The organism is Streptomyces sp. NPDC050738 (assembly GCF_040654175.1).
Taxonomy (GTDB): Bacteria; Actinomycetota; Actinomycetes; order Streptomycetales; family Streptomycetaceae; genus Streptomyces.
In genome coordinates this window covers 1-20,277 of the sequence record NZ_JBFAHN010000002.1, presented here as the reverse complement: position 1 = coordinate 20,277, position 20,277 = coordinate 1, and the positions used below count along the sequence as shown (strand labels likewise).

Annotated in this window: 18 protein-coding genes; 13 read left to right on the top strand and 5 right to left on the bottom strand. The window is 70.0% G+C overall.

From position 1 onward, the window contains the following. The first annotated feature begins 108 nt into the window (after positions 1-108). The 4 genes from AB0H78_RS04415 to AB0H78_RS04400 are packed head-to-tail and all read left to right on the top strand — an operon-like array spanning position 109 to position 5,850. Positions 109-1,251 carry a CaiB/BaiF CoA-transferase family protein gene (locus AB0H78_RS04415; protein ID WP_363232731.1) on the top strand — a complete coding sequence of 381 codons (1,143 nt, stop codon included), beginning with the start codon at positions 109-111 and terminating at the stop codon, positions 1,249-1,251. After that, the gene (locus tag AB0H78_RS04410) at positions 1,248-2,390 is read left to right on the top strand and encodes an acyl-CoA dehydrogenase family protein (RefSeq protein ID WP_363232730.1); all 1,143 of its coding nucleotides are present in this window, start codon (positions 1,248-1,250) and stop codon (positions 2,388-2,390) included. Before AB0H78_RS04415 ends, AB0H78_RS04410 begins: the two co-directional genes overlap by 4 nt. A gap of 38 nt (positions 2,391-2,428) precedes the next feature. Next, positions 2,429-3,643: an acetyl-CoA C-acetyltransferase gene (locus AB0H78_RS04405; protein WP_363232729.1), complete on the top strand. Its 1,215-nt coding sequence runs from the start codon at positions 2,429-2,431 to the stop codon at positions 3,641-3,643. Positions 3,644-3,684: 41 nt separating this feature from the next. After that, positions 3,685-5,850, top strand: coding sequence for a 3-hydroxyacyl-CoA dehydrogenase NAD-binding domain-containing protein (locus AB0H78_RS04400; protein WP_363232728.1), 2,166 nt, complete (start codon positions 3,685-3,687; stop codon positions 5,848-5,850). 76 nt (positions 5,851-5,926) lie between these two features. Here the strand turns inward: AB0H78_RS04400 and AB0H78_RS04395 are convergent, their stop codons facing one another. Together AB0H78_RS04395 and AB0H78_RS04390 are read right to left on the bottom strand one after the other, a co-directional pair. Continuing rightward, positions 5,927-6,358, bottom strand: a complete 432-nt coding sequence (locus tag AB0H78_RS04395; protein WP_363232727.1) for a hypothetical protein — start codon at positions 6,356-6,358, stop codon at positions 5,927-5,929. A gap of 188 nt (positions 6,359-6,546) precedes the next feature. Continuing rightward, positions 6,547-7,275 (bottom strand): MerR family transcriptional regulator, encoded by a 729-nt coding sequence (locus AB0H78_RS04390; RefSeq protein ID WP_363232726.1) that lies wholly within the window; start codon positions 7,273-7,275, stop codon positions 6,547-6,549. 126 nt (positions 7,276-7,401) lie between these two features. On the opposite strand from AB0H78_RS04390, the gene AB0H78_RS04385 reads away from it, so the two are divergent. The 3 genes from AB0H78_RS04385 to AB0H78_RS04375 all read left to right on the top strand — a co-directional run bounded on the left by AB0H78_RS04385 (position 7,402) and on the right by AB0H78_RS04375 (position 9,374). Continuing rightward, positions 7,402-7,878, top strand: coding sequence for a macro domain-containing protein (locus AB0H78_RS04385; protein WP_363232725.1), 477 nt, complete (start codon positions 7,402-7,404; stop codon positions 7,876-7,878). Between the two features lie 71 nt (positions 7,879-7,949). Beyond that, on the top strand, positions 7,950-8,423 hold the full coding sequence (gene atpF, locus AB0H78_RS04380; protein ID WP_363232724.1) for a F0F1 ATP synthase subunit B: 474 nt from the start codon (positions 7,950-7,952) through the stop codon (positions 8,421-8,423). 54 nt (positions 8,424-8,477) lie between these two features. Next, positions 8,478-9,374 carry an oxygenase MpaB family protein gene (locus tag AB0H78_RS04375; protein WP_363232723.1) on the top strand — a complete coding sequence of 299 codons (897 nt, stop codon included), beginning with the start codon at positions 8,478-8,480 and terminating at the stop codon, positions 9,372-9,374. Here AB0H78_RS04375 and AB0H78_RS04370 read toward each other — a convergent pair. Further along, positions 9,337-10,362 carry a LacI family DNA-binding transcriptional regulator gene (locus tag AB0H78_RS04370; protein ID WP_363232722.1) on the bottom strand — a complete coding sequence of 342 codons (1,026 nt, stop codon included), beginning with the start codon at positions 10,360-10,362 and terminating at the stop codon, positions 9,337-9,339. The genes AB0H78_RS04375 and AB0H78_RS04370 overlap by 38 nt on opposite strands. Positions 10,363-10,437: 75 nt before the next feature. Next, on the bottom strand, positions 10,438-11,928 hold the full coding sequence (locus tag AB0H78_RS04365; protein WP_363232721.1) for a M1 family metallopeptidase: 1,491 nt from the start codon (positions 11,926-11,928) through the stop codon (positions 10,438-10,440). Between the two features lie 199 nt (positions 11,929-12,127). On the opposite strand from AB0H78_RS04365, the gene AB0H78_RS04360 reads away from it, so the two are divergent. The 3 genes from AB0H78_RS04360 to AB0H78_RS04350 all read left to right on the top strand — a co-directional run bounded on the left by AB0H78_RS04360 (position 12,128) and on the right by AB0H78_RS04350 (position 15,758). Continuing rightward, positions 12,128-14,083, top strand: coding sequence for a Xaa-Pro dipeptidyl-peptidase (locus AB0H78_RS04360; protein ID WP_363232720.1), 1,956 nt, complete (start codon positions 12,128-12,130; stop codon positions 14,081-14,083). Between the two features lie 56 nt (positions 14,084-14,139). Continuing rightward, positions 14,140-15,366 (top strand): M14 family metallocarboxypeptidase, encoded by a 1,227-nt coding sequence (locus AB0H78_RS04355; protein WP_363233419.1) that lies wholly within the window; start codon positions 14,140-14,142, stop codon positions 15,364-15,366. Between the two features lie 83 nt (positions 15,367-15,449). Next, positions 15,450-15,758 (top strand): hypothetical protein, encoded by a 309-nt coding sequence (locus tag AB0H78_RS04350; RefSeq protein WP_363232719.1) that lies wholly within the window; start codon positions 15,450-15,452, stop codon positions 15,756-15,758. A 30-nt stretch (positions 15,759-15,788) separates the two neighbouring features. On the opposite strand, the gene AB0H78_RS04345 is transcribed toward AB0H78_RS04350, so the two are convergent. Continuing rightward, entirely contained in the window at positions 15,789-16,712 is a 924-nt protein-coding gene (locus AB0H78_RS04345; protein WP_363232718.1) for an FAD-dependent oxidoreductase, read from the bottom strand. Between the two features lie 67 nt (positions 16,713-16,779). Here AB0H78_RS04345 and AB0H78_RS04340 point away from each other — a divergent pair, with 67 nt between their 5' ends. The 3 genes from AB0H78_RS04340 (at position 16,780) to AB0H78_RS04330 (ending at position 20,063) form a co-directional block, all read left to right on the top strand. After that, positions 16,780-17,790 (top strand): oxidoreductase, encoded by a 1,011-nt coding sequence (locus tag AB0H78_RS04340; RefSeq protein WP_363232717.1) that lies wholly within the window; start codon positions 16,780-16,782, stop codon positions 17,788-17,790. Between the two features lie 91 nt (positions 17,791-17,881). Further along, entirely contained in the window at positions 17,882-18,397 is a 516-nt protein-coding gene (locus AB0H78_RS04335) for a TrmH family RNA methyltransferase (protein ID WP_363232716.1), read from the top strand. A 28-nt stretch (positions 18,398-18,425) separates the two neighbouring features. Next, complete coding sequence (locus AB0H78_RS04330) at positions 18,426-20,063, top strand: ABC-F family ATP-binding cassette domain-containing protein (protein ID WP_363232715.1); 1,638 nt, start codon at positions 18,426-18,428, stop codon at positions 20,061-20,063. The last annotated feature ends 214 nt before the right edge of the window (positions 20,064-20,277 follow it).

Genomic DNA, 20,277 nt, shown 5'->3' with positions numbered 1-20,277 from the left:
CCGGGGCAATAAAGTGAGCGCTTGCTTGGCTCAGGGGCTTGTGCAGACTGGAACACGTTCTTAGCATCACTGATGTTACATCAGAAGTGTCATACAGCTGGGGGCTTGATGGCAGCGACAGGGACCGGCCCGCTCGCCGGGGTACGCGTGGTCGAACTGGCAGGAATCGGGCCGGGTCCGTTCGCCGCGATGCTCCTCGCCGACCTCGGGGCAGATGTCGTACGGGTCGACCGGCCCGGCGGCGGCGGCCTCGCGGTGAATCCGGCGTACGACCTCACCAACCGCAACAAACGCTCGGTGCTCGTCGATCTCAAGGCGCCGGAAGGGCCGGACCGCGTCCTCGACCTCGTCGAGCGCGCCGACATCCTCGTCGAGGGGTTCAGACCCGGAGTCGCCGAGCGGCTCGGCGTGGGCCCCGACGTGTGTCTCGCCCGCAATCCGCGGCTGGTGTACGGACGGATGACCGGCTGGGGCCAGGAAGGACCCCTCGCCCAGCGTGCCGGGCACGACATCGCGTACATCGCGATCACCGGGACGCTCGGCATGATCGGCAAGCCGGACGAGCCGCCGACCGTCCCCGCCAACCTGGTCGGGGACTACGCGGGCGGCTCGCTCTATCTGGTCGTCGGCGTGCTCGCAGCCCTCCAGCACGCCCGCTCGGAGGAAGGCGTCGGACAGGTCGTCGACGCCGCGATCGTCGACGGCGCCACCCATCTCGCCACGATGATCCACGGGATGATGGCGGCGGGCGGCTGGCAGGACCGGCGCGGTGCGAATCTGCTCGACGGCGGCTGCCCCTTCTACGGCACGTACGAGACCGCCGACGGCGCGTACATGGCCGTGGGACCCCTGGAGCAGCAGTTCTACGACGAGTTCATCCGGCTCCTCGGCCTGGAGGGCCAGGCTCCGGCGCGCAAGGATCTCGCCCGCTGGGACGAACTGCGCGCCGCCGTCACAGACCGCTTCAAGGCGAAGAGCCGCGCGGAGTGGACCGAGGTCTTCGAGGGCTCCGACGCCTGCGTCGCCCCCGTGCTCTCCCTGCGCGAAGCCCCCTCCCACCCGCATCTCGCGGCCCGCTCCACGTTCGTGGAGCACAGCGGCATCACCCAGCCCGCCCCCGCGCCGCGCTTCTCGGCGACGCCGGGATCCGTACACCGTGGTCCGGCCCAGCCGGGCGCGGACACCGCCGAGGTGGCCGCCGACTGGGGCGTGCCCGGCCTCGCCAAGCCCGCCAAGGAGGAGAACCGTTGAAGCGGCAGATTTTCGACGCCGAGCACGAGGCGTTCCGCGAGATCGTACGCACCTTCCTCGCCAAGGAGGTCCTGCCGCACTACGACCAGTGGGAGAAGGACGGCATCGTCTCGCGCGACGCCTGGCGGGCGGCCGGTAAGCAGGGGCTGCTCGGCCTGGCCGTCCCCGAGGAGTACGGCGGCGGCGGGAACGCGGACTTCCGCTACAGCGCCGTACTGGCCGAGGAGTTCACCCGCGCCGGCGCCGCCGGGCTCGCGCTCGGCCTGCACAACGACATCATCGGCCCGTACCTCACCGGCCTCGGAACCGATGAGCAGAAGCGGCGCTGGCTCCCCGGCTTCTGCAGCGGCGAGACCATCACCGCGATCGCGATGACCGAACCGGGCGCGGGCAGCGACCTGCAGGGCATCCGTACGACCGCCGAGGACCGCGGCGACCACTGGCTCCTCAACGGCTCCAAGACCTTCATCTCCAACGGGATCCTCGCTGACCTGGTCGTCGTCGTCGCCAAGACGTCCCCCGAGGGAGGCGCGAAGGGCCTGTCCCTGCTGGTCGTCGAGCGCGGTGCGGAAGGATTCGAGCGCGGCCGCAACCTCGACAAGATCGGCCAGAAGTCCCAGGACACGGCCGAGTTGTTCTTCCACGACGTACGCGTCCCGAAGGAGAACCTCCTCGGCGAGCTCGACGGCGCCTTCATCCACCTGATGACCAATCTGGCGCAGGAGCGGATGGGCATCGCGGTCGCCGGGATCGCCGCGGCCGAGTATCTCCTCGAGATCACCATGGCGTACGTCAAGGAGCGCGAGGCCTTCGGGCGCCCGCTCTCCAAGCTCCAGCACATCCGCTTCGAGATCGCGGAGATGGCCACCGAGTGCGCCGTCACCCGTACGTTCCTCGACCGGTGCATCGTCGATCACTCGAACGGTGAGCTCGACGCCGTCCACGCCTCGATGGCCAAATGGTGGGCCACCGAGCTCCAGAAGAGGGTCGCCGACCGGTGCCTGCAACTGCACGGCGGATACGGCTACATGAGTGAGTACCGGGTCGCCAGAGCCTTCACCGACGGCCGCATCCAGACGATCTACGGCGGTACGACCGAGATCATGAAGGAGATCATCGGCCGCTCCCTTCTCGGCTGACCCCTCCCACCACCCCGCACCCCTGAAAGGCAGTTGTCTTGAGTACCGAAGCGTATGTGTACGACGCGATCCGCACCCCGCGCGGGCGCGGCAAGGCCAACGGCGCCCTGCACGGCACCAAGCCGATCGACCTGGTCGTCGGCCTGATCCACGAGATGCGGCGCCGCTTCCCGAACCTCGACCCGGCCGCGATCGACGACATCGTGCTCGGCGTCGTCAGCCCGGTCGGCGACCAGGGTTCCGACATCGCCCGTATCGCGGCCGTCGCGGCAGGACTGCCCGACACCGTCGCGGGCCTGCAGGAGAACCGCTTCTGTGCCTCGGGCCTGGAGGCCGTCAACCTGGCCGCCGCCAAGGTCCGTTCGGGCTGGGAGGACCTGGTCCTGGCCGGCGGCGTCGAGTCGATGTCCCGCGTCCCCATGGCCTCCGACGGCGGCGCCTGGGCCATGGACCCGATGACCAACTGGGACACGGGCTTCGCGCCCCAGGGCGTCGGCGCCGACCTGATCGCCACCATCGAGGGCTTCACCCGCCATGACGTGGACTCCTACGCGGCGCTCTCCCAGGAGCGCGCCGCCGAGGCCTGGAAGGACGGCCGCTTCCAGCGCTCCGTCGTCCCCGTCCTGGACCGCAACGGCCTGGTCGTACTCGACCACGACGAGCACATGCGCCCCGGCACGACCGCCGAGTCCCTCGCCGGACTCAAGCCCTCCTTCGCCGCGATCGGCGAGATGGGCGGCTTCGACGCGGTCGCGCTGCAGAAGTACCACTGGGTCGAGAAGATCGACCACGTCCACCACGCGGGCAACTCCTCGGGAATCGTCGACGGCGCGTCCCTCGTCGCGATCGGTACGCGCGAGGTCGGCGAGCGGTACGGCATGGCGCCCCGCGCCCGTATCGTCTCGGCCGCGGTCTCCGGATCCGAGCCGACCATCATGCTCACCGGTCCCGCACCCGCCACCTTCAAGGCACTTGCCAAGGCCGGCCTGACCATCGACGACATCGACCTCTTCGAGATGAACGAGGCGTTCGCGGGTGTCGTGCTGCGCTTCGCCAAGGATGTCGGCGTACCGATCGAGAAGATCAACGTCAACGGCGGCGCCATCGCGCTCGGCCACCCGCTGGGCGCCACCGGCGCGATGATCCTCGGCACGCTCATCGACGAACTGGAGCGCCGCGACCTGCGCTACGGGCTCGTCACGCTCTGCGTCGGCGGCGGCATGGGTGTCGCCACCGTCATCGAGCGTCTCTGACCCCCGCCCTCATTCCTCCCTTCCTCCCGGAGCACCAGACCATGAGCGAGAACACCACCATCCGCTGGGAACAGGACGAGAGCGGCGTCGTCACCCTCGTCCTGGACGACCCCAACCAGTCCGCCAACACCATGAACCAGGCGTTCAAGGACTCGATCGCCGCCGTCGCGGACCGTCTCGAAGCGGAGAAGGACACGGTGCGGGGCATCGTCTTCACCTCCGCCAAGAAGACCTTCTTCGCGGGCGGCGACCTCAAGGACATGATCCAGGTCGGCCCGGACCGGGCGCAGCACGCCTTCGACGCGGGCATGGCGATCAAGCGCGCCCTGCGCCGTATCGAAACCCTCGGCAAGCCGGTCGTCGCCGCGATCAACGGGGCGGCGCTGGGCGGCGGTTACGAGATCGCCCTGGCCTGCCACCACCGCATCGCCCTTGACGCACCCGGCTCCAAGATCGGCCTCCCCGAGGTCACGCTCGGCCTGCTCCCCGCGGGCGGCGGCGTGACCCGTACGGTACGGCTGATGGGCATCGCCGACGCCCTCCTGAAGGTCCTCCTCCAGGGCACGCAGTACAGCCCGCAGCGCGCCCTCGACAACGGCCTGGTCCACGAAGTGGCGGCCTCCACCGAGGAGATGCTCGCGAAGGCACGCGCCTTCATCGACGCCAACCCCACCTCGCAGCAGCCCTGGGACATCAAGGGCTACAAGATCCCCGGCGGCACGCCCTCCAACCCACGCTTCGCCGCCAACCTCCCCGCCTTCCCCGCCAACCTGAAGAAGCAGATCAACGGCGCGCCCTACCCGGCGCCGCGCAACATCCTCGCGGCGGCCGTCGAGGGCTCGCAGGTCGACTTCGAGACCGCGCAGACCATCGAGGCGCGGTACTTCACTGAGCTGGTCACCGGCCAGATCTCCAAGAACATGATCCAGGCGTTCTTCTTCGACCTGCAGGCCGTCAACTCCGGTGCGAGCCGCCCGCAGGGCATCGCGCCGCGCCCCGTCCGCAAGGTCGCCGTGCTCGGCGCGGGGATGATGGGCGCGGGCATCGCGTACTCCTGCGCGCGGGCCGGCATCGAGGTCGTCCTCAAGGACGTCACCGCGGAGGCTGCCGCCAAGGGCAAGGCGTACTCGGAGAAGATCCTCGCCAAGGCGCTCTCCCGGGGCCGCACGACCGAGGCCAAGCGGGACGCGCTCCTCGCCCTCATCACCCCGACCGCCGACGCCGCCGACCTGGCGGGCTGCGACGCGGTGATCGAGGCGGTCTTCGAGGACGTGTCGCTCAAGCACAAGGTGTTCGAGGAGATCCAGGACGTCGTCGGCCCCGACGCGCTCCTGTGCTCCAACACCTCCACGCTGCCCATCACCCTCCTCTCGGAAGGTGTTTCGCGCCCCGCGGACTTCATCGGCCTGCACTTCTTCTCGCCCGTCGACAAGATGCCGCTGGTCGAGATCATCAAGGGTGAGCGGACGGGCGACGAGGCGCTGGCCCGCGCCTTCGACCTCGTACGCCAGATCAAGAAGACCCCGATCGTCGTCAACGACTCGCGTGGCTTCTTCACTTCACGCGTGATCGGCCAGTTCATCAACGAGGGCGTCGCCATGCTCGGCGAGGGTGCGGACCCCGCGTCCATCGAGCAGGCGGCGGCCCAGGCGGGCTACCCGGCGAAGGTCCTGTCCCTGATGGACGAACTGACGCTGACTCTCCCGCGCAAGATCCGCAACGAGGCCAGGCGCGCGGTCGAGGAGGCGGGCGGCACGTGGGCCGGCCACCCCTCGGACGCGGTGATCGACCGGATGGTCGACGAGTTCGGCCGCACGGGGCGCAGCGGCGGGGCGGGCTTCTACGACTACGTGGACGGCAAGCGCGCAGGCCTCTGGCCGGGCCTGCGCGAGCACTTCGCGACGGAGGGCACAGCGATCCCCTTCCTCGACATGCAGGAGCGGATGCTCTTCTCGGAGGCGCTCGACACGGTCCGCTGCTTCGAGGAGGGCGTGCTCACCTCGGTGCCCGACGCGAACATCGGCTCGATCTTCGGGATCGGCTTCCCCGGCTGGACGGGCGGCGTGATCCAGTACATCAACGGCTACGAGGGCGGCCTCCCCGGCTTCGTGGCCCGCTCCCGCGAACTGGCCGCGCGCTACGGAGAGCGCTTCGCGCCGCCCGCACTGCTGGTGGAGAAGGCGGAGAAGGGCGAGCGCTTCAACTGAGCCCCGCCAAGGCGGTGCGCCCGGCCGCTCGCCGGCCGGAGCACCGCCTGACGGGCGGGCAGGCGAGCGGCCGGGGTCAGACCTGCGTTTCCTTCACTTCAAGGTGATACGTGGTGTCGACGTAGAACCCATTGGTGGCCTCGCCCTTGATCTCCAGGACGAACTGGCCTGCGGCCAGCGGCGCGATGCCACCCCAGATCCCCCACGCGAAGCGGCGGCGCGGCCCCGCCCGGAACTGTCCGGCGAATTCACGGAGTTCCAGGGGGATCCCGTTCAGCGACGCCGAGGCTTCCGCGATGCCCATTGACAGCGGGGTCTTCGAGTAGGACCGGGTGTGCTGGATATTGATCACAGGGAAGAACAGCGGCCGGTCCCCGGGGACAGTGCAGCGGCGCTCCACCCGACCCCCGTAGGTGCCGGCGAGGAACCAGAGGTCATCCGGCTGTTTCCATGCCGCGTACTCCCCGGTGGTGTCCTCGACGGGACTCTTGTCCTTTGGTGCGGACATCGCCCACTTCCACCAGCGTCCTGCGAGGACTCCACCCTCCTCTTCACTCAGGTTCCATGTGGTGCCTATTGATCCCGTACCGCTCATGACGCCCTCCCCGCGCACGGCCCCTGACCTCGGGGTCCTCCTCGATCATGAGGACGATACCCCGGGCGGATTCCGAGCCGGACGGGTCACGGCACGCCGCTTCACTCGCTGGCGTACCGGGCGCGCAACTCCTCCTTCAGGGAACGCTGAAAAGCGGTCACCAGGGCCTGCACCACCATCGGCTGCATATGGGCGGAGAGCGACACCATCGTCTCCACGGCCTCCGGGCTGTGCCCGCTCTCGCTGTACGGTCCCCACACCTCGTCCTGGAAGAGCCGCGTCAGCTCCTTCGCGGTCTGCCGCGAATGCTCCAGTACGACGTCGCGCGCGGCCAGCAGCGTGTCCAGGGAGATGGGCACCTGCAGCAGCTGAACGCCGAGCCGCAGCAGCCCGGGGTCGACCCGGAAGATGTCCGGGGCGTCGCCCCGCTCCAGCACGTTCATCGCGGCGAGCCGCTCGATGTCCTTCTCGGACAACGCCTGCCCGGCCCGCCGTTCAAGCTCGGCACGGGTCGTCTTCTCGGCCGAGCCGGGCGCCCAGGAGGCGACCAGGGCGCGGTGGATGGCCAGATCGTGGGCGCTGAGATCGGCCGGCAGCTGTGCCACGTACCGCTCGATGGCCGACAGGGTCATGCCCTGGTGCTGCAGTTCCTCGACGAGCGCGAGCCGGGAGAGGTGCTCGGAGCCGTAATGCCCCACGCGCCGGGGCCCGATGACGGGCGGGGGCAGCAGCCCCCGGGTGCTGTAGAAGCGAATGGTGCGCACGGTGACCCCCGCGTGCGCGGCCAGTTCGTCGACCGTGAGCGTCGGCTGCCCGGTCTCTGTGGCCATGGCTGCGCCCTCGCTTCCTGCCGCACGGTGTTGATCCGTGGAACAGTATTGCTGTCTCACCACAGTTGCGAAAGCGCCTGCCCGGCTCCCCTCCGGATTGTCAGTGGTGGCTCGTACGGTGGGGGCATGACGGGGATCGAGTACGCGCAGGGGGATGCCACCGCGCCTCTTGGCAAGGGCATCAAGGTGATCGCGCATGTCTGCAACGATCAGGGCGGCTGGGGGAAGGGCTTCGTCCTTGCCCTCTCACGCCGCTGGCCGGAGCCCGAGGCGGCCTACCGGCGCTGGCACCGCGAGCGCGCGGGCAACGACTTCGGTCTGGGCGCCGTGCAGTACGTCGAGGTGGGTCCGTACACCTGGGTCGCGAACATGGTCGGCCAGCACGGGATGCGCACCGGCAGCAAAGGTGTGCCCGTGCGGTACGAGGCGATCGGCACCGCCCTTGGCGCGGTGGCCGGCCGGGCTGCTGAACTGGGGGCCTCCGTCCATATGCCCCGCATCGGCTGTGGGTTGGCAGGCGGGAAATGGTCGCGCGTCGAACCTCTCATAGCCGAGCGGCTGGTGGCACGCGGCATTCCGGTCACGGTGTACGACCACGGATGAGGTGCGCATCACGGCAGAAGGTGTTGTCCGATGGGTGTCAACGGCGGGCGGAATGCTGATAGTTGATAGCTATGGAGAACCTCGCCCTGGATTTGGGACCGCTCAAGCCGCAGAACAACGAGCTGCTCTTCGGCGTTGTGCTGTTCGCCCTTCTCTATCTCGTCCTGGCCAAAGTCCTGCTGCCCCGCATCGCCCGTACGATCGCCGCCCGCGACGATGCCATCCACGGGCAGCAGGAGCGGGCCGAGGAGCTGCGCGCGCGGGCCGAGGAGGTTCACGCCGCGTACCAGGATGCGCTCGCCGGTGCCCGGCACGACGCGTCCCGCATCCGGCAGCAGGCCAAGGAGGAGGGGGCGGCCGCGATCGCCGAGGCCAGGGCCGAGGGCGTACGGGAGCGGGAGCGGATCGTCGCCGAGGGGACCGTGCTGATCGAGGCCGAGCGGACCGCCGCCGAGGCCGAGCTGCGCACCCACGTGGAGGAGCTCGCGGTGGAGCTGGCCGGGCGGATCCTGGGCGAGCCGGTCCGGCAGCGCAGCGTCGACTGACCCGTCTCGGGACCCCCGGCACGGCTCCGAACAGGCGAAACGCATACTGGATGGATGAACCGCCGTGCCCCGAACCCCACACCACCCCCACCCGGCGGGGTCCTGTGGAGCGAGGCCGGCGACCTCCGCATGCTGCTCACCCTGCCCGCCGCCCTGATCATGCAGGTCGCCCACCCGGCCGTCGGTGCCGGGGTCGACGAGCACTCCGTCTTCCGGACGGACCCCTGGGGACGGGGTGAGCGCTCGCTGCGATCCGTACAGCTCTGGGTGTACGGCGGGGACGCAGCCGCCGAGGAGGGCCGGCGGCTGCGCGCCATGCACCGGACCATCCAGGGCACCGATACCCGGGGCCGCCGGTACCACGCGCTCACCCCGGCCCACTACGCCTGGGTGCACGCCACCGGCTTCCCCGTCTTCCACCACGCGCGGAAGTACATAGGACGCCCCTACACCGACGCCCAGGAGCGGCAGCTCTACGCGGAGTGGCTCCAGGTCGGCCGGATCCTGGGCATCCACGACCGGGACATGCCGCAGACGATCGAGGAGTTCTGGCCGTACTACTACAAGGTGCTCGAGGAGGAGATCGAGGCGACCCCGGTCGTCAAGGAGCTCCTCGCCACCGACCTGGCCGTCGCCGCCCCCGACCGGGGCCCCCTTCCGCTGCGCCTGCTGCTGCGCGCCCTGTGGCCCGTACTGCTGCCCCCGATCGCCCGCTTCCGCCGCTTCGCCACCATCGGCTTCATGCCGCCCGAGGCGCGCGAGGCCATCGGCCTGGAGTGGACGGACGACCAGGAGCGCGCGCTGCGCCGGTTCGGCCGGGTCGTACGCGCCGTGGTGCCCGTACTGCCCGAGCGGCTGCGCTATCTGCCACTGGCCCGGGAAGCCCGCGCCCGCCATCGCCATCGCCACGGCCTCACGCGGAAGCCCGGCGCACCAGTTCCGTCTCCATGATCACCGAGTCCGGGGTGGCTTCGGCCCCCTGGTCCAGGCCTCCGACCAGCAGCCGTACCATCAGCCGCCCCATCTCCTCGATGTCCTGGCGGACCGTGGTGAGCGGCGGGTCCGTGCTCTCCGCGACCGAGGCCATGTCGTCGAAGCCGACCACCGCGACGTCGGCCGGAATGCGCCGCCCCCGCTCCTGAAGCACCCGTATCGCTCCCTGGGCCATCAGGTCGTTCCCGGCGAAGACGGCGTCCAGGTCCGGGCGCCGGTCGAGGAGCTCGGCCATCGCCAGGGCCCCGCTGTCCGCGGTGAACGCGCCCTGCGCGACGAGCGCGGGGTCGCCGTCGGCCAGCACGTCCCGGTAGCCGTCGAACCGGTCGATGCCGGACGTCTGGTCCTGCGGGCCCGCGATGTGCGCGATGTGCCGCCGGCCGAGTCCGACCAGGTGCCGCACGGCGTCGCGCGCCCCTCCCCGGTTGTCGCAGTCGACGTACGGCACGGCCAGTTCCGCCCCGGCACCGCTGTGCACGGGGCGCCCGCCGAAGACGGTCGGAATGCCGACCTTGTGGATGATGGCGGGGAGCTGGTCCCGCGTATGCAGGGAGAAGGCGAGCGCGCCGTCGACATGGCCGCCCGCGAGGTACCGGGCGATCCGGTCGTAGTCCCCGCTGCCCTCCACCAGGAGCAGCACCAGCTGGGAGTCGTGTGCCGTCAACTCGCGGCTTATCCCGCGCAGTTGGAGGGAGAAGAACGGGTCGGAGAAGATCCGTATCTCCGGTTCGGCGATGATGACGGCCACCGCGCCGTTGCGCCGGGTCACCAGGGTCCTGGCCGCGTGGTTCGGTACGTAACCGAGCTCATCGACCGCGTCGCGCACCCGCTCCACCAGTGGTGCCCGCACCCCCGCCCCGCCGTTGACGACGCGCGAGGCCGTCGCCCGGGAGACCCCCGCGCGGGCCGCGACGGCTTCAAGGGTGGGCCGGATTCGGTCGGGCACAAGGTCTCCTCGGCGGCACGTGACGGGCGGTGGACCTGCAGCGTATCCACCGCCCGTTACGTGGCTGCTTCCGCGTCAGTGGTCGTGGACCGTATTCGTCGCGGCGATCTGCTTCCAGGACTTCGGCTGCACGGGCGTGGCCGGGGCGGCCGCGATCCGCGCCTGTGCCTTGGCCGCGGCCGCCGGCTTCACCGGCTGGAACAGCCACGTGTCGAAGAACTCGGCGAGCGGCTTGCCGGAGATCTTCTCGGCGTACTTCTCGAAGTCCGCGACCGAGGCGTTGCCGTACGCGTGCTCCTGCGGCCAGCCCTTGAGGATCGCGAAGAAGGCGTCGTCGCCGATCTCGTTGCGCAGCGCCTGGATGGCGAGCGCACCCCGGTCGTAGACGGGGAGCTCGAACTGGTTCTCCGCGCCCGGGTCGCCCGGAGCGATCGTCCAGAACGGGTCGTCGGCCGGGTGCGAGGCGTACACATAGTCGGCGAGCTCTTGCGTGGTGCCCTCGCCCTCGCTGTCCGACCAGAGCCACTGGGCGTACCGCGCGAAGCCCTCGTTGATCCAGATGTCCTTCCAGCCCTTGAGCGAGGCGTCGTCGCCGTACCACTGGTGGGCCAGCTCATGGACGACGACCGAGACGTTCGAGCCGCTCGCGAACTGCTTCTGGCTGTAGAAGGGCCGGGTCTGGGTCTCCAGCGCGTATCCGGTCGTCGTGTTCGGGACGTAGCCGCCGAGCGCACTGAAGGGGTACGGGCCGAAGTACCCGCTCAGCCAGTCCGCGACCTCGCCGGTCCGCTCGACGCTCGCGCGCGCCGCGCCGTCGTTGTCGCCCAGGTCCTTGCTGTACGCGTTGACGATCGGGATGCCCGAGTCGGTCGTTCCCGTCGTGATGTCGAACTTTCCGACCGCCAGAGTGGTGAGGTAGGTGGCCTGAGGCTTGTTCGAGCGCCAGTTGAAGGTGGTCCTGCCGAGCTTCGAACTCTGCGACTGGAGCGTGCCGTTGCTGATCGCCTGGGTGCCGTCGGGCACGGAGACCGACACGTCGTAGGTGGCCTTGTCCAGGGGGTGGTCGTTGCTCGGGTACCACCACCAGGCGGACTCGGGCTCGTCGGCCGCGACCGCACCGTCGGGGGTGCGGTGCCAGGTGGAGAAGCCGTACGCCGACTTGGTGGACGGCACGCCGCTGTAGCGCACGACGACCGTCACCGAGGTGCCCTTCGGCAGGGGCTTGGCCGGGGTGATCTCCAGCTCGTGCTGGCCCGAGGTGGCGAAGGAGGCCTTGGCGCCGTTGACCCGGACCTCGCTCACATCGAGGAGGAAGTCCAGGTTGAAGCGGGACAGGTTCTGGGTGGTCTTCGCGAGGAGCGTCGCCGTGCCGTCCAGGCGGTCGGTGTCCGGCTGGTACCTGAGTCTGAGGTCGTAGTGCGAGACGTCGTATCCGCCATTGCCGTACGCGGGGTAGTACGAGTCGCCGATGCCGGGTGCGCCGGGCGTGAAGTCTGCCGCGGATGCCGGGATCGCCAGCAGCAGTGAGGCGGCGAGCGCGCTCGGGATGATCAGTCTGCGGTGCACGAGTGCTCCAAGTGGTAGGGACAGAAGATCCCTTGGAGCCTATGCAGTGACCGGTGCATCAGTCATGTACATGGTTGCTGCTGTCACAGAATTGCCATCCCGCCGCCATGCGCTCTGTCGCCTCTTGAACGCCTTGGTCCGCTTTGAGGCGTCTACTGCCCTCTGTTGCGCGGGAGTTGACCGGAGTACCTTCCGGGCCATGCTGATACGCAGAACACTGGTGGTGGGGGCCGTCGCCGCCCTGATGGCCGTGCTCGTCTCGCCGTCAGGAGCACAGGCCGCCCCGGCCCGCGAGAGCAGACCCGTCTACTCGTACGACAACGCGATACGCGAGTCCGTATGGGTGGACACCGGACTCGACGGCGATGCGGACGGGAAGACCGACCGGGTCGCCGTCGACATCGTCCGGCCGCGCGAACCCGCCCAACAGGGCCGGAAGATACCCGTGATCATGGACGCCAGCCCGTACTACTCCTGCTGCGGGCGCGGCAACGAAAGCCAGAAGAAGACTTACGACGCCAACGGCAACGTCGTCCAGTTCCCGCTCTTCTACGACAACTATTTCGTGCCCCGCGGCTACGCCTTCGTCGCCGTGGACCTCGCCGGAACCAACCGCTCCGACGGCTGCATCGACATCGGCGGCCGCTCCGACATCCAGTCCGCCAAAGCCGCCGTCGACTGGCTCAACGGCCGCGCCCGCGCCTATACGACCCGTACCGGATCCGGCCGTGCGGCGAAGGCCGACTGGACCACCGGCAACACCGGCATGATCGGCAAGAGCTGGGACGCCACCATCGCCAACGGCGTGGCGGCCACCGGAGTCGAGGGCCTCAAGACGATCGTCCCGATCGCCGGCATCTCCTCCTGGTACGACTACTACTTCCAGCAGGGCGCACCGCTCTACGACTCGGGCCCCGACTCCCTCGCGGAGTACGTCGACAGCCCCGAGCAGCTGGCCCGCTGCGCCGCCGTACAGAAGAAGCTGGTCGACCAGGCCCCGCGTACCGGTGACTGGACCAGCCTCTGGAGCGAGCGCGACTACGTCCGCGACGCCGACAAGGTCAAGGCCAGCGTCTTCGCCGTCCACGGCATGCAGGACCTCAACGTCCGCACCAAGCACCTCGGCCAGTGGTGGGACGCCCTCGCCAAGAACGGTGTCGAGCGCAAGATCTGGTTCTCCCAGACCGGCCACGTCGACCCCTTCGACTACCGGCGCGGCGCCTGGGTGGACACCCTGCACCGCTGGTTCGACCACTACCTCCTCGGCTACGACAACGGCATCGACCACGAGCCGATGGCCGACATCGAGCGCCACCCCGACCAGTGGTCCACGGACAAGGTCTGGCCGCCGCGCGCCACCGAAACCACCAAGGTCCGTCCGCAGTCGGGCAGTTCGGCCGGCGTGGGCGCCCTCGGCCTGAAGGCCGCCAAGCCCGGAGCGACCGAGACCTTCACCGACGACCCCGCCCAGGACGAGACCGGCTGGGCCTCGGCGATCGACACGTCGACACCCGCCAAAGCCGGATTCACCACCAAGCCGCTCACCAAGGACCTCCGCCTCTCCGGCTCCTCGACGGTGACGGTCACGGCCACCCCGACCACGGCCACCGCCCACCTCTCGGCCGTCCTCGTCGACCTGGGTCCCGACACCATCCGCGACTACGCCGACGCCAAGGAAGGCGTCAGCAACCTCACCACCCGCAGCTGCTGGGGCGCGAGCACCACCGGCGACAGCTCCTGCTTCCTGGACACCAAGGCGAAGACCGCAGCCGTCGACTACACCGTCTTCAGCCGCGGCTGGGCCGACCTGGGCAATTACGCCTCGGACTTCAAGGGCCGCCCGCTCACCCCGGGCAAGGCGTACACGATCACCATCGATCTGGCGGCCACGGACCACATCGTGCCGGCAGGACACCGCCTCGCACTGATCGTCGCGGGTACGGACGCGGGCCTCATCGACCCGCCGAGCACCACACCGACCCTCAAGGTCGACCTCGCCCGGACCTCCGCGAACCTCCCGCTCATCGGCGGCTCCAGGGCCTTCGCCCAGGCCACGTCCGGTACGGGCCGACCGGCCGCCGCATCGCGCCTCGACGGCGTGGGCGTCCCCGGCATGATCCGCCCGTTCGCCGTACCGGGAGGGGCCGCCCGGTGACCCGTCCCGCACGCATCCGTCCGCTCGCCCTCGGCGCCGTCGCGGCAGCCGCGGCGATGCCCCTGATCACAGCGCCCGCACAGGCGACGTCCACCCCGCCGCGTACCGGCTTCGAAAGAAGCAACGGCGCCGACTGGACCACCCAGAGCGACGAACAGACGTTCCTGACCGCCGTGGACCGGGGGAGCGAGCGCACCTCGCTCCGCACCATCGGCACCACCAAGCAGGGCCGCCCGGTCCAGTTGGTACGGATCGGCGCACACCGCACGGCCGATGTCATGCTGCTCATCTGCTCGCAGCACGGCGACGAACCCTCCGGCCGCGAGGCGTGTCTGACGACGATCCGTGATCTCGCGTACGCCAAGGACGCCGCGACCCGGCGCTTCCTGGAGCGCACCACGGTCCTAGTCGTGCCCACCGCCAACCCCGACGGCCGCGCCGCCGACACCAGGGGCAACTCCGACGGGGTGGACATCAACCGCGACCACCTCGCGCTGAAGACGGCCGAGGGCCGGGCGATGGCCGCGGTCATCCGCGACCAACACCCCGATGTCATCTACGACTTGCACGAGTACGGCGCCACCGTGCCGTACTACGACAAGGACCTGATGGCCCTGTGGCCGCGCAACCTCAACACCACCGACCGGGTCCACGCGGAGGCCGCCACCCTCTCCGAGGGTTACGTCAGGCCGACGGCGGGCGAGGCGGGCTTCAGCAGCGGGATCTACGGCATCTGGACCGACCCGGTGACCGGCGACCCGATCAAACAGACCGCGGGTGACGGCCAGGAGCGCATCCTGCGCAACATGGCCGGGATCAAGCACGCGGCGGGTCTGCTCGTCGAGACCCGGGTCGACGCGCTCAGTGCGGCCGAGAAGGCCGATGCCTCGCTGAACCACCGGCGTCGCGTGAACACCCAACTGGCCGCACTCAAAGGTGCGTTCAGCTTCGTCGGGGACCGCCGCGGCAGCATAGAGGCCGCTACGAACGCCTCACGCACGGCCGGTTTCAAGGATCGAGGCCCGGTCTATCTCGGCGGCGCGGACAACGACCCGGCGAAGGCCGAACAGATCCTGCGCGACCCGCCGTGCGGCTACCGGCTCACCCCGGCCCAGTACGCCGACGTGGGCGATGAACTCGCCCTGCACGGCGTCGCGTCGAGGCCGCAGGGCGCCGGCATTCTCGTACCGCTGCGGCAGTCGCAGCGCGCTCTGATCCCGCTCCTCCTCGACGAACGTGCCGCGTATCACCTCACGGAGGGGGAAGTCGCCGCGGACTGTTGATCTTGTCGCGTTAGGGTGGGTGGTTGATCATCAGCCACCCCCCTGACGGGTCCTGCGGGACCGGGATTTGGAGAACATCTGTGATGCGACGTACGGCAACACTCGCCGTCACCGCCGTGCTGGCCGGCGGCCTCCTGCTGGCCGGAGCGCCGGCCCAGGCGGCCACCGCCACCGGTGCGCAGTCGGTCGCCGCGGCGAGCGGACCCATCACCTGCAACCCCGCTCAACTGCGCAAGCAGGCGGCGGAGGCCGACCGCAAGGCGGCCGTGGCGAAGCGTGAAGGGTTCACGGAGGAGGCCAAGAAGCAGAGCAGGCTGGCCGCCGCGTACCGCGCCAAGGCCAAGCAGTGCGAGGACGCGGACAACAACGCCACGCCTCCGTTCGGCAGCTGAGGAAGCGACCCCGGTCGCCGGACGGATGCGTCAATCCCGTCCGGCGGCCAGGCGCGCCGCAGCCTCCGCGCTGCCCCAGGCCACCGTCACACCCGCACCACCGTGCCCGTAGTTGTGCACCAGCAACGACCGCCCCATGGGCTCGCTTTCGATCCGTACGCTGGGCCGCACGGGCCGCAGCCCCACCCGGTGATCGAGCACCTTCGCCTCCGCGACCTCGGGCCGGATCCGCGCACACCGTGCCACGATCGCCTCGGCCACGGCCGGATCGGGTGTCAGATCCCATACGTCCTCCTGCGCGGTGCCGCCCAGGATCAGCCGGTCGGGCTGCGGAAAGAGATAGGTGGTCTCGCTCGCCTCGTGATCGACCGAGGTGAACCACTCCTCGATGCCCGGGTTCTCCACCACGACCAACTGCCCGCGTACGGGCCGCACTTCGGGATCCGGTACGAGATCACGCGCACCGAGCCCGGTGCAGTTGACCACGACGTCGGCGGGCACCTGGGCCAAATCGGTCACGGTCCGCTCCTCGACCGTGCCGCCTGCCGCCTCGAACCGTGCCCGCAGCCACCCGAGATGGACCGGCATGTCGATCAGCGGCAGACGCGCCCACAGACCCTCCGCATCCTCCGTCAGCCCCGCCACGTGCGCGGCCCAATCGCCCAGACCGGCGAGCCGTTCCCCGTACTGGACCCCCCGCACCAGCCGGACCCCGGTCGCTTCCGGATCGGCGGCCAACTCCCCGTACACACGCAGGGATTCCAGCGCCCATTCGCCCACCAGCCGCTCCGGCTCGATGCGGTACGGCCACCAGAGGGCACCCGCGACCGCCGAGGTCGTGGCCCCCGCCGGATCGCGGCTCCACACCCGCACCCGGTGCCCGCTCTCCGCGAGCACGATGCCCGTCGTCAGACCTATGACTCCGCCGCCCACCACGATCACTTCAGCGCTCATCCACCGGACCGTAGCCGAATGTGTCATCCCGCGCTCATATCGCCCTCCAGGTGGGGATACTCACCCCATGTCTGCCGAGTACGCGACATTCGGTCTGGCCCCGGCCATGCGGTCCGGGGGAGTCCTGGCCGACGGCGCCTACCAACTGCACCGCGACTTCCTGGACTTCATCGTCGACGGGAGACCGCTGCTCTTCCGGCTGTCCGACCTGGACGCGGTGTCGCCTCTGGCCTCCGACGTGCCGCCCGCCATCTTCACCGCTCACGTACGCCGCCTCCTCCTCGAAGCGGAAGCGCCGCTGGACGACGGCCGGTACGTCATATACGGCTGCCCCGAGTGCGAAGGCCTCGAATGCGGTGCGGTGACCGCGGTCATCGAGGAGGACGAAGGAGACATCGTCTGGCGTGACTTCGCCTGGCAGACATCCGGGACGGCAGACCTCGAACTCAACGGCTACCACGGCATCGGCCCGTTTCGCTTCGACGCCCAGGAGTACCGCACCCAGCTGGAACGCCTGCGGCCGCCCGAGCGCCGCCGCGTGCTCCTGATCGGCGCCCGGGTGGCGGTCCTCGCCAGACTGGCGGCGGCCCTGCGCATGATCGGGATCGGCGCGGAGATCGCCGAGGACACGGCGTACGTACCGCCCGAGGAACTGCGCACCTATGGGGCGGTGGCCTTCGGCCGGAGGGTGGGGGAGCGGGAACGTATCGCCGTTCAGGAGGCCTTCAGCCGGGCGGGAGCGGACGTCGCCTACGTCGAGACAATGGCTCCGATCATCCCGCTCCTCGTCGCCCAGATCGAACACGCCCTGGACCGGAGCCCGTTGGAGCAACGCCGGCTGACCGGTCTGCTGGTGGCGGCCGGCGAGGCGAGCGTGGAGGTGACATCGACCTGCCGGCTGCGGCTGACGGCGTACCGCATCGACCGGCTCAACCGCGTCCATACCGAAGAGGTCCACGACGCGGAACTGGGCCCGGGCGCGCACCGAATTCCACTGGACGCCCGCTCGGTCAAGGGTGAATCCTTCGTGGTGGCACGCACGACAGGAAGCGTCCTGACGGCAGCCACGACCCGATGATGGCCCCGGCGAGCCGCGAATCGCCGCCGACAATGAAGCGTCCCACCCGCCCGACCGCTCCTGTGCTCCCGAGGTACGCCTCCCCGCCCCGATGACCGGCATCCGCGCCCGCACCCGCGAGGAGCTCCGCCGATCCCGCCGCCCCCGGCCCCACGCCTGCTGGGATCACCTTTACGCCGCCCCGCTGTGGCCGCTGCACGGCGCCAACCTGGGCACCCTCGCCCGTACCTGCGACGCGGTCGGCGCCTGCCTCACCGTGCCGCGCTTCCCCTGGGTCCCCGAGGCCCTGGCCCGCGGCAACACCCTGCGCCAACCGCTCTGCGTCCACTGGACGGGCGATCCCCTCACCTGGCTCGCGAAGCAGCGTGAGCGAGGCGCCCGGATCGTGGGCGTGGAACTCGCCGACGAGGCGGTCAGGCTGGCCGACCTCCCGCCCGCCCGCGAACGCACGATCATGGTCCTCGGCCACGAACAGCAGGGCATTCCTCCCGAAGCCCTGGACCTCCTCGACGTCTGCGTGGAGATCCCCATGATCGGAACGGGAGCCAGCCTCAATGTCGCCGTCGCCGGCTCCCTGGCCCTCTACAAGCTCGCGGGACTTCTCTGAGTCCGGCCCGATTAAGATCAGTGCCCTGATGACTGCAACCCTCGTCGCCAAAGACCTCGCCGCAGGCCACGGCGACCGCTCGCTCTTCTCCGGACTCGACCTCGTCGTGGCACCCGGGGACGTGATCGGTCTCGTCGGCGTCAACGGCGCCGGAAAGTCCACGCTGCTGCGCCTCCTCGCGGGCCTCGACACCCCCGAGGAGGGAGAGCTCAGGCTTTCCCCGCCCACCGCCACGGTCGGCCACCTCCCACAGGAACCGGAGCGCCGCGAGGGCGAGACGGTACGCGCCTTCCTCGCCCGCCGCACCGGCGTCGCCGCGGCCCAGACCGCCATGGACGAAGCCACCCAGGGTCTGGTCGACGGCACCCCCGGAGCCGACGACGAGTACTCCGTCACCCTGGAGCGCTGGCTCGACCTGGGCGGCGCGGACCTCGACGAGCGCGCCGACGAGGTCGCGGCCACACTCGGCCTCACCGTGGGTCTCGACCAGCCGATGACGGCACTCTCCGGCGGTCAGGCGGCCCGCGCGGGCCTGGCTTCCCTCCTGCTCTCCCGTTACGACGTCTTCCTCCTCGACGAACCGACGAACGACCTGGACCTGGACGGCCTGGAGCGCCTGGAGAGCTTCGTCACGGGCCTGAGAGCCGGCACGGTGGTCATCAGCCACGACCGCGAGTTCCTCACCCGCACGGTGACGAAGGTCCTCGAACTCGACCTCGCCCAGCAGCAGATCACCCTCTACGGAGGCGGCTACGCGGCCTACCTCGAAGAGCGCGACACGGCCCGCAGGCACGCCCGCGAGGAGTTCGACGAGTACGCCGACAAGAAGTCCGCTCTGGAAGGCCGCGCCCAGATGCAGCGCGGCTGGATGGACAAGGGTGTGCGCAACGCCCGCCGCAAGGCGACGGACAACGACAAGATCGGCCGGAAACTCCGCAGCGAGGCCAGCGAGAAGCAAGCGGCGAAGGCCCGCCAGACACAGCGCATGATCGAGCGCCTCGACGTGGTCGACGAACCCCGCAAGGAGTGGGAGCTGCGCATGGAGATCGCAGCGGCGCCCCGCTCGGGCGCGGTCGTGGCGACCCTGCGCGACGCGACCGTCCAGCGCGGCGACTTCACGTTCGGCCCGGCCCACCTCCAGATCGACTGGGCGGACCGGGTGGCGATCACCGGAGCCAACGGAGCAGGCAAGTCGACGCTCCTCGGCGCACTCCTGGGCCGCATCCCGCTGGACACGGGCAACGCAGCGCTGGGCCCGGGCGTGGTGGTGGGCGAGGTGGACCAGGCCCGAGGCCTCTTCTACGGTACGGAAACCCTCCTCGCGGCATTCTGCGCGGCGGTCCCCGACACCGAGCCGGCCGAAGTACGCACCCTGCTGGCCAAGTTCGGCCTCAAGGCGGAGCACGTCCTGCGCCCGGCGACGACACTCTCCCCCGGCGAACGCACCCGGGCGGCCCTGGCGCTCCTGCAGGGCAGAGGCGTCAACCTCCTGGTCCTGGACGAGCCGACCAACCACCTGGACCTGGTGGCGATCGAACAACTGGAATCGGCGTTGGCCTCCTACGAGGGCACACTGCTCCTGGTCACCCACGACCGCAGAATGCTGGACGCGGTCCACACGACGCGCCGCATCGAGGTGGCGAACGGCAAGCTCAACGAACTCTGAGCCGCCCAACGCGAGCCAAATTCAAGCTGTCCGGTGTCCCGCCACGTCCGAGGTCACGCGAGCCCAAAAATTCAAGCCGTCCGGCGATTGAGGACCGGGGGTCCGGGGGCAGAGCCCCCGAAGCGGGGGCGCAGGGGGCGCAGCCCCCGCCTCATCGGGCCCTCACCAAGCGCGCCGTGACTCAGGCGGAGGACCTGCAGGGCATGCACGCCGG

Bases quoted from the DNA above. Each gene is read 5' to 3' on its own strand.
- AB0H78_RS04415 (WP_363232731.1), top strand. From the start codon at position 109: ATGGCAGCGACAGGGACCGGCCCGCTCGCCGGGGTACGCGTGGTCGAA.
- AB0H78_RS04335 (WP_363232716.1), top strand. From the start codon at position 17,882: ATGACCGGCATCCGCGCCCGCACCCGCGAGGAGCTCCGCCGATCCCGC.
- AB0H78_RS04360 (WP_363232720.1), top strand. From the start codon at position 12,128: ATGCTGATACGCAGAACACTGGTGGTGGGGGCCGTCGCCGCCCTGATG.
- AB0H78_RS04350 (WP_363232719.1), top strand. From the start codon at position 15,450: ATGCGACGTACGGCAACACTCGCCGTCACCGCCGTGCTGGCCGGCGGC.
- atpF (WP_363232724.1), top strand. From the start codon at position 7,950: ATGGAGAACCTCGCCCTGGATTTGGGACCGCTCAAGCCGCAGAACAAC.
- AB0H78_RS04330 (WP_363232715.1), top strand. From the start codon at position 18,426: ATGACTGCAACCCTCGTCGCCAAAGACCTCGCCGCAGGCCACGGCGAC.
- AB0H78_RS04395 (WP_363232727.1), bottom strand. From the start codon at position 6,358: ATGTCCGCACCAAAGGACAAGAGTCCCGTCGAGGACACCACCGGGGAG.
- AB0H78_RS04345 (WP_363232718.1), bottom strand. From the start codon at position 16,712: ATGAGCGCTGAAGTGATCGTGGTGGGCGGCGGAGTCATAGGTCTGACG.
- AB0H78_RS04375 (WP_363232723.1), top strand. From the start codon at position 8,478: ATGAACCGCCGTGCCCCGAACCCCACACCACCCCCACCCGGCGGGGTC.
- AB0H78_RS04355 (WP_363233419.1), top strand. From the start codon at position 14,140: ATGCCCCTGATCACAGCGCCCGCACAGGCGACGTCCACCCCGCCGCGT.
- AB0H78_RS04340 (WP_363232717.1), top strand. From the start codon at position 16,780: ATGTCTGCCGAGTACGCGACATTCGGTCTGGCCCCGGCCATGCGGTCC.
- AB0H78_RS04390 (WP_363232726.1), bottom strand. From the start codon at position 7,275: ATGGCCACAGAGACCGGGCAGCCGACGCTCACGGTCGACGAACTGGCC.
- AB0H78_RS04385 (WP_363232725.1), top strand. From the start codon at position 7,402: ATGACGGGGATCGAGTACGCGCAGGGGGATGCCACCGCGCCTCTTGGC.
- AB0H78_RS04400 (WP_363232728.1), top strand. From the start codon at position 3,685: ATGAGCGAGAACACCACCATCCGCTGGGAACAGGACGAGAGCGGCGTC.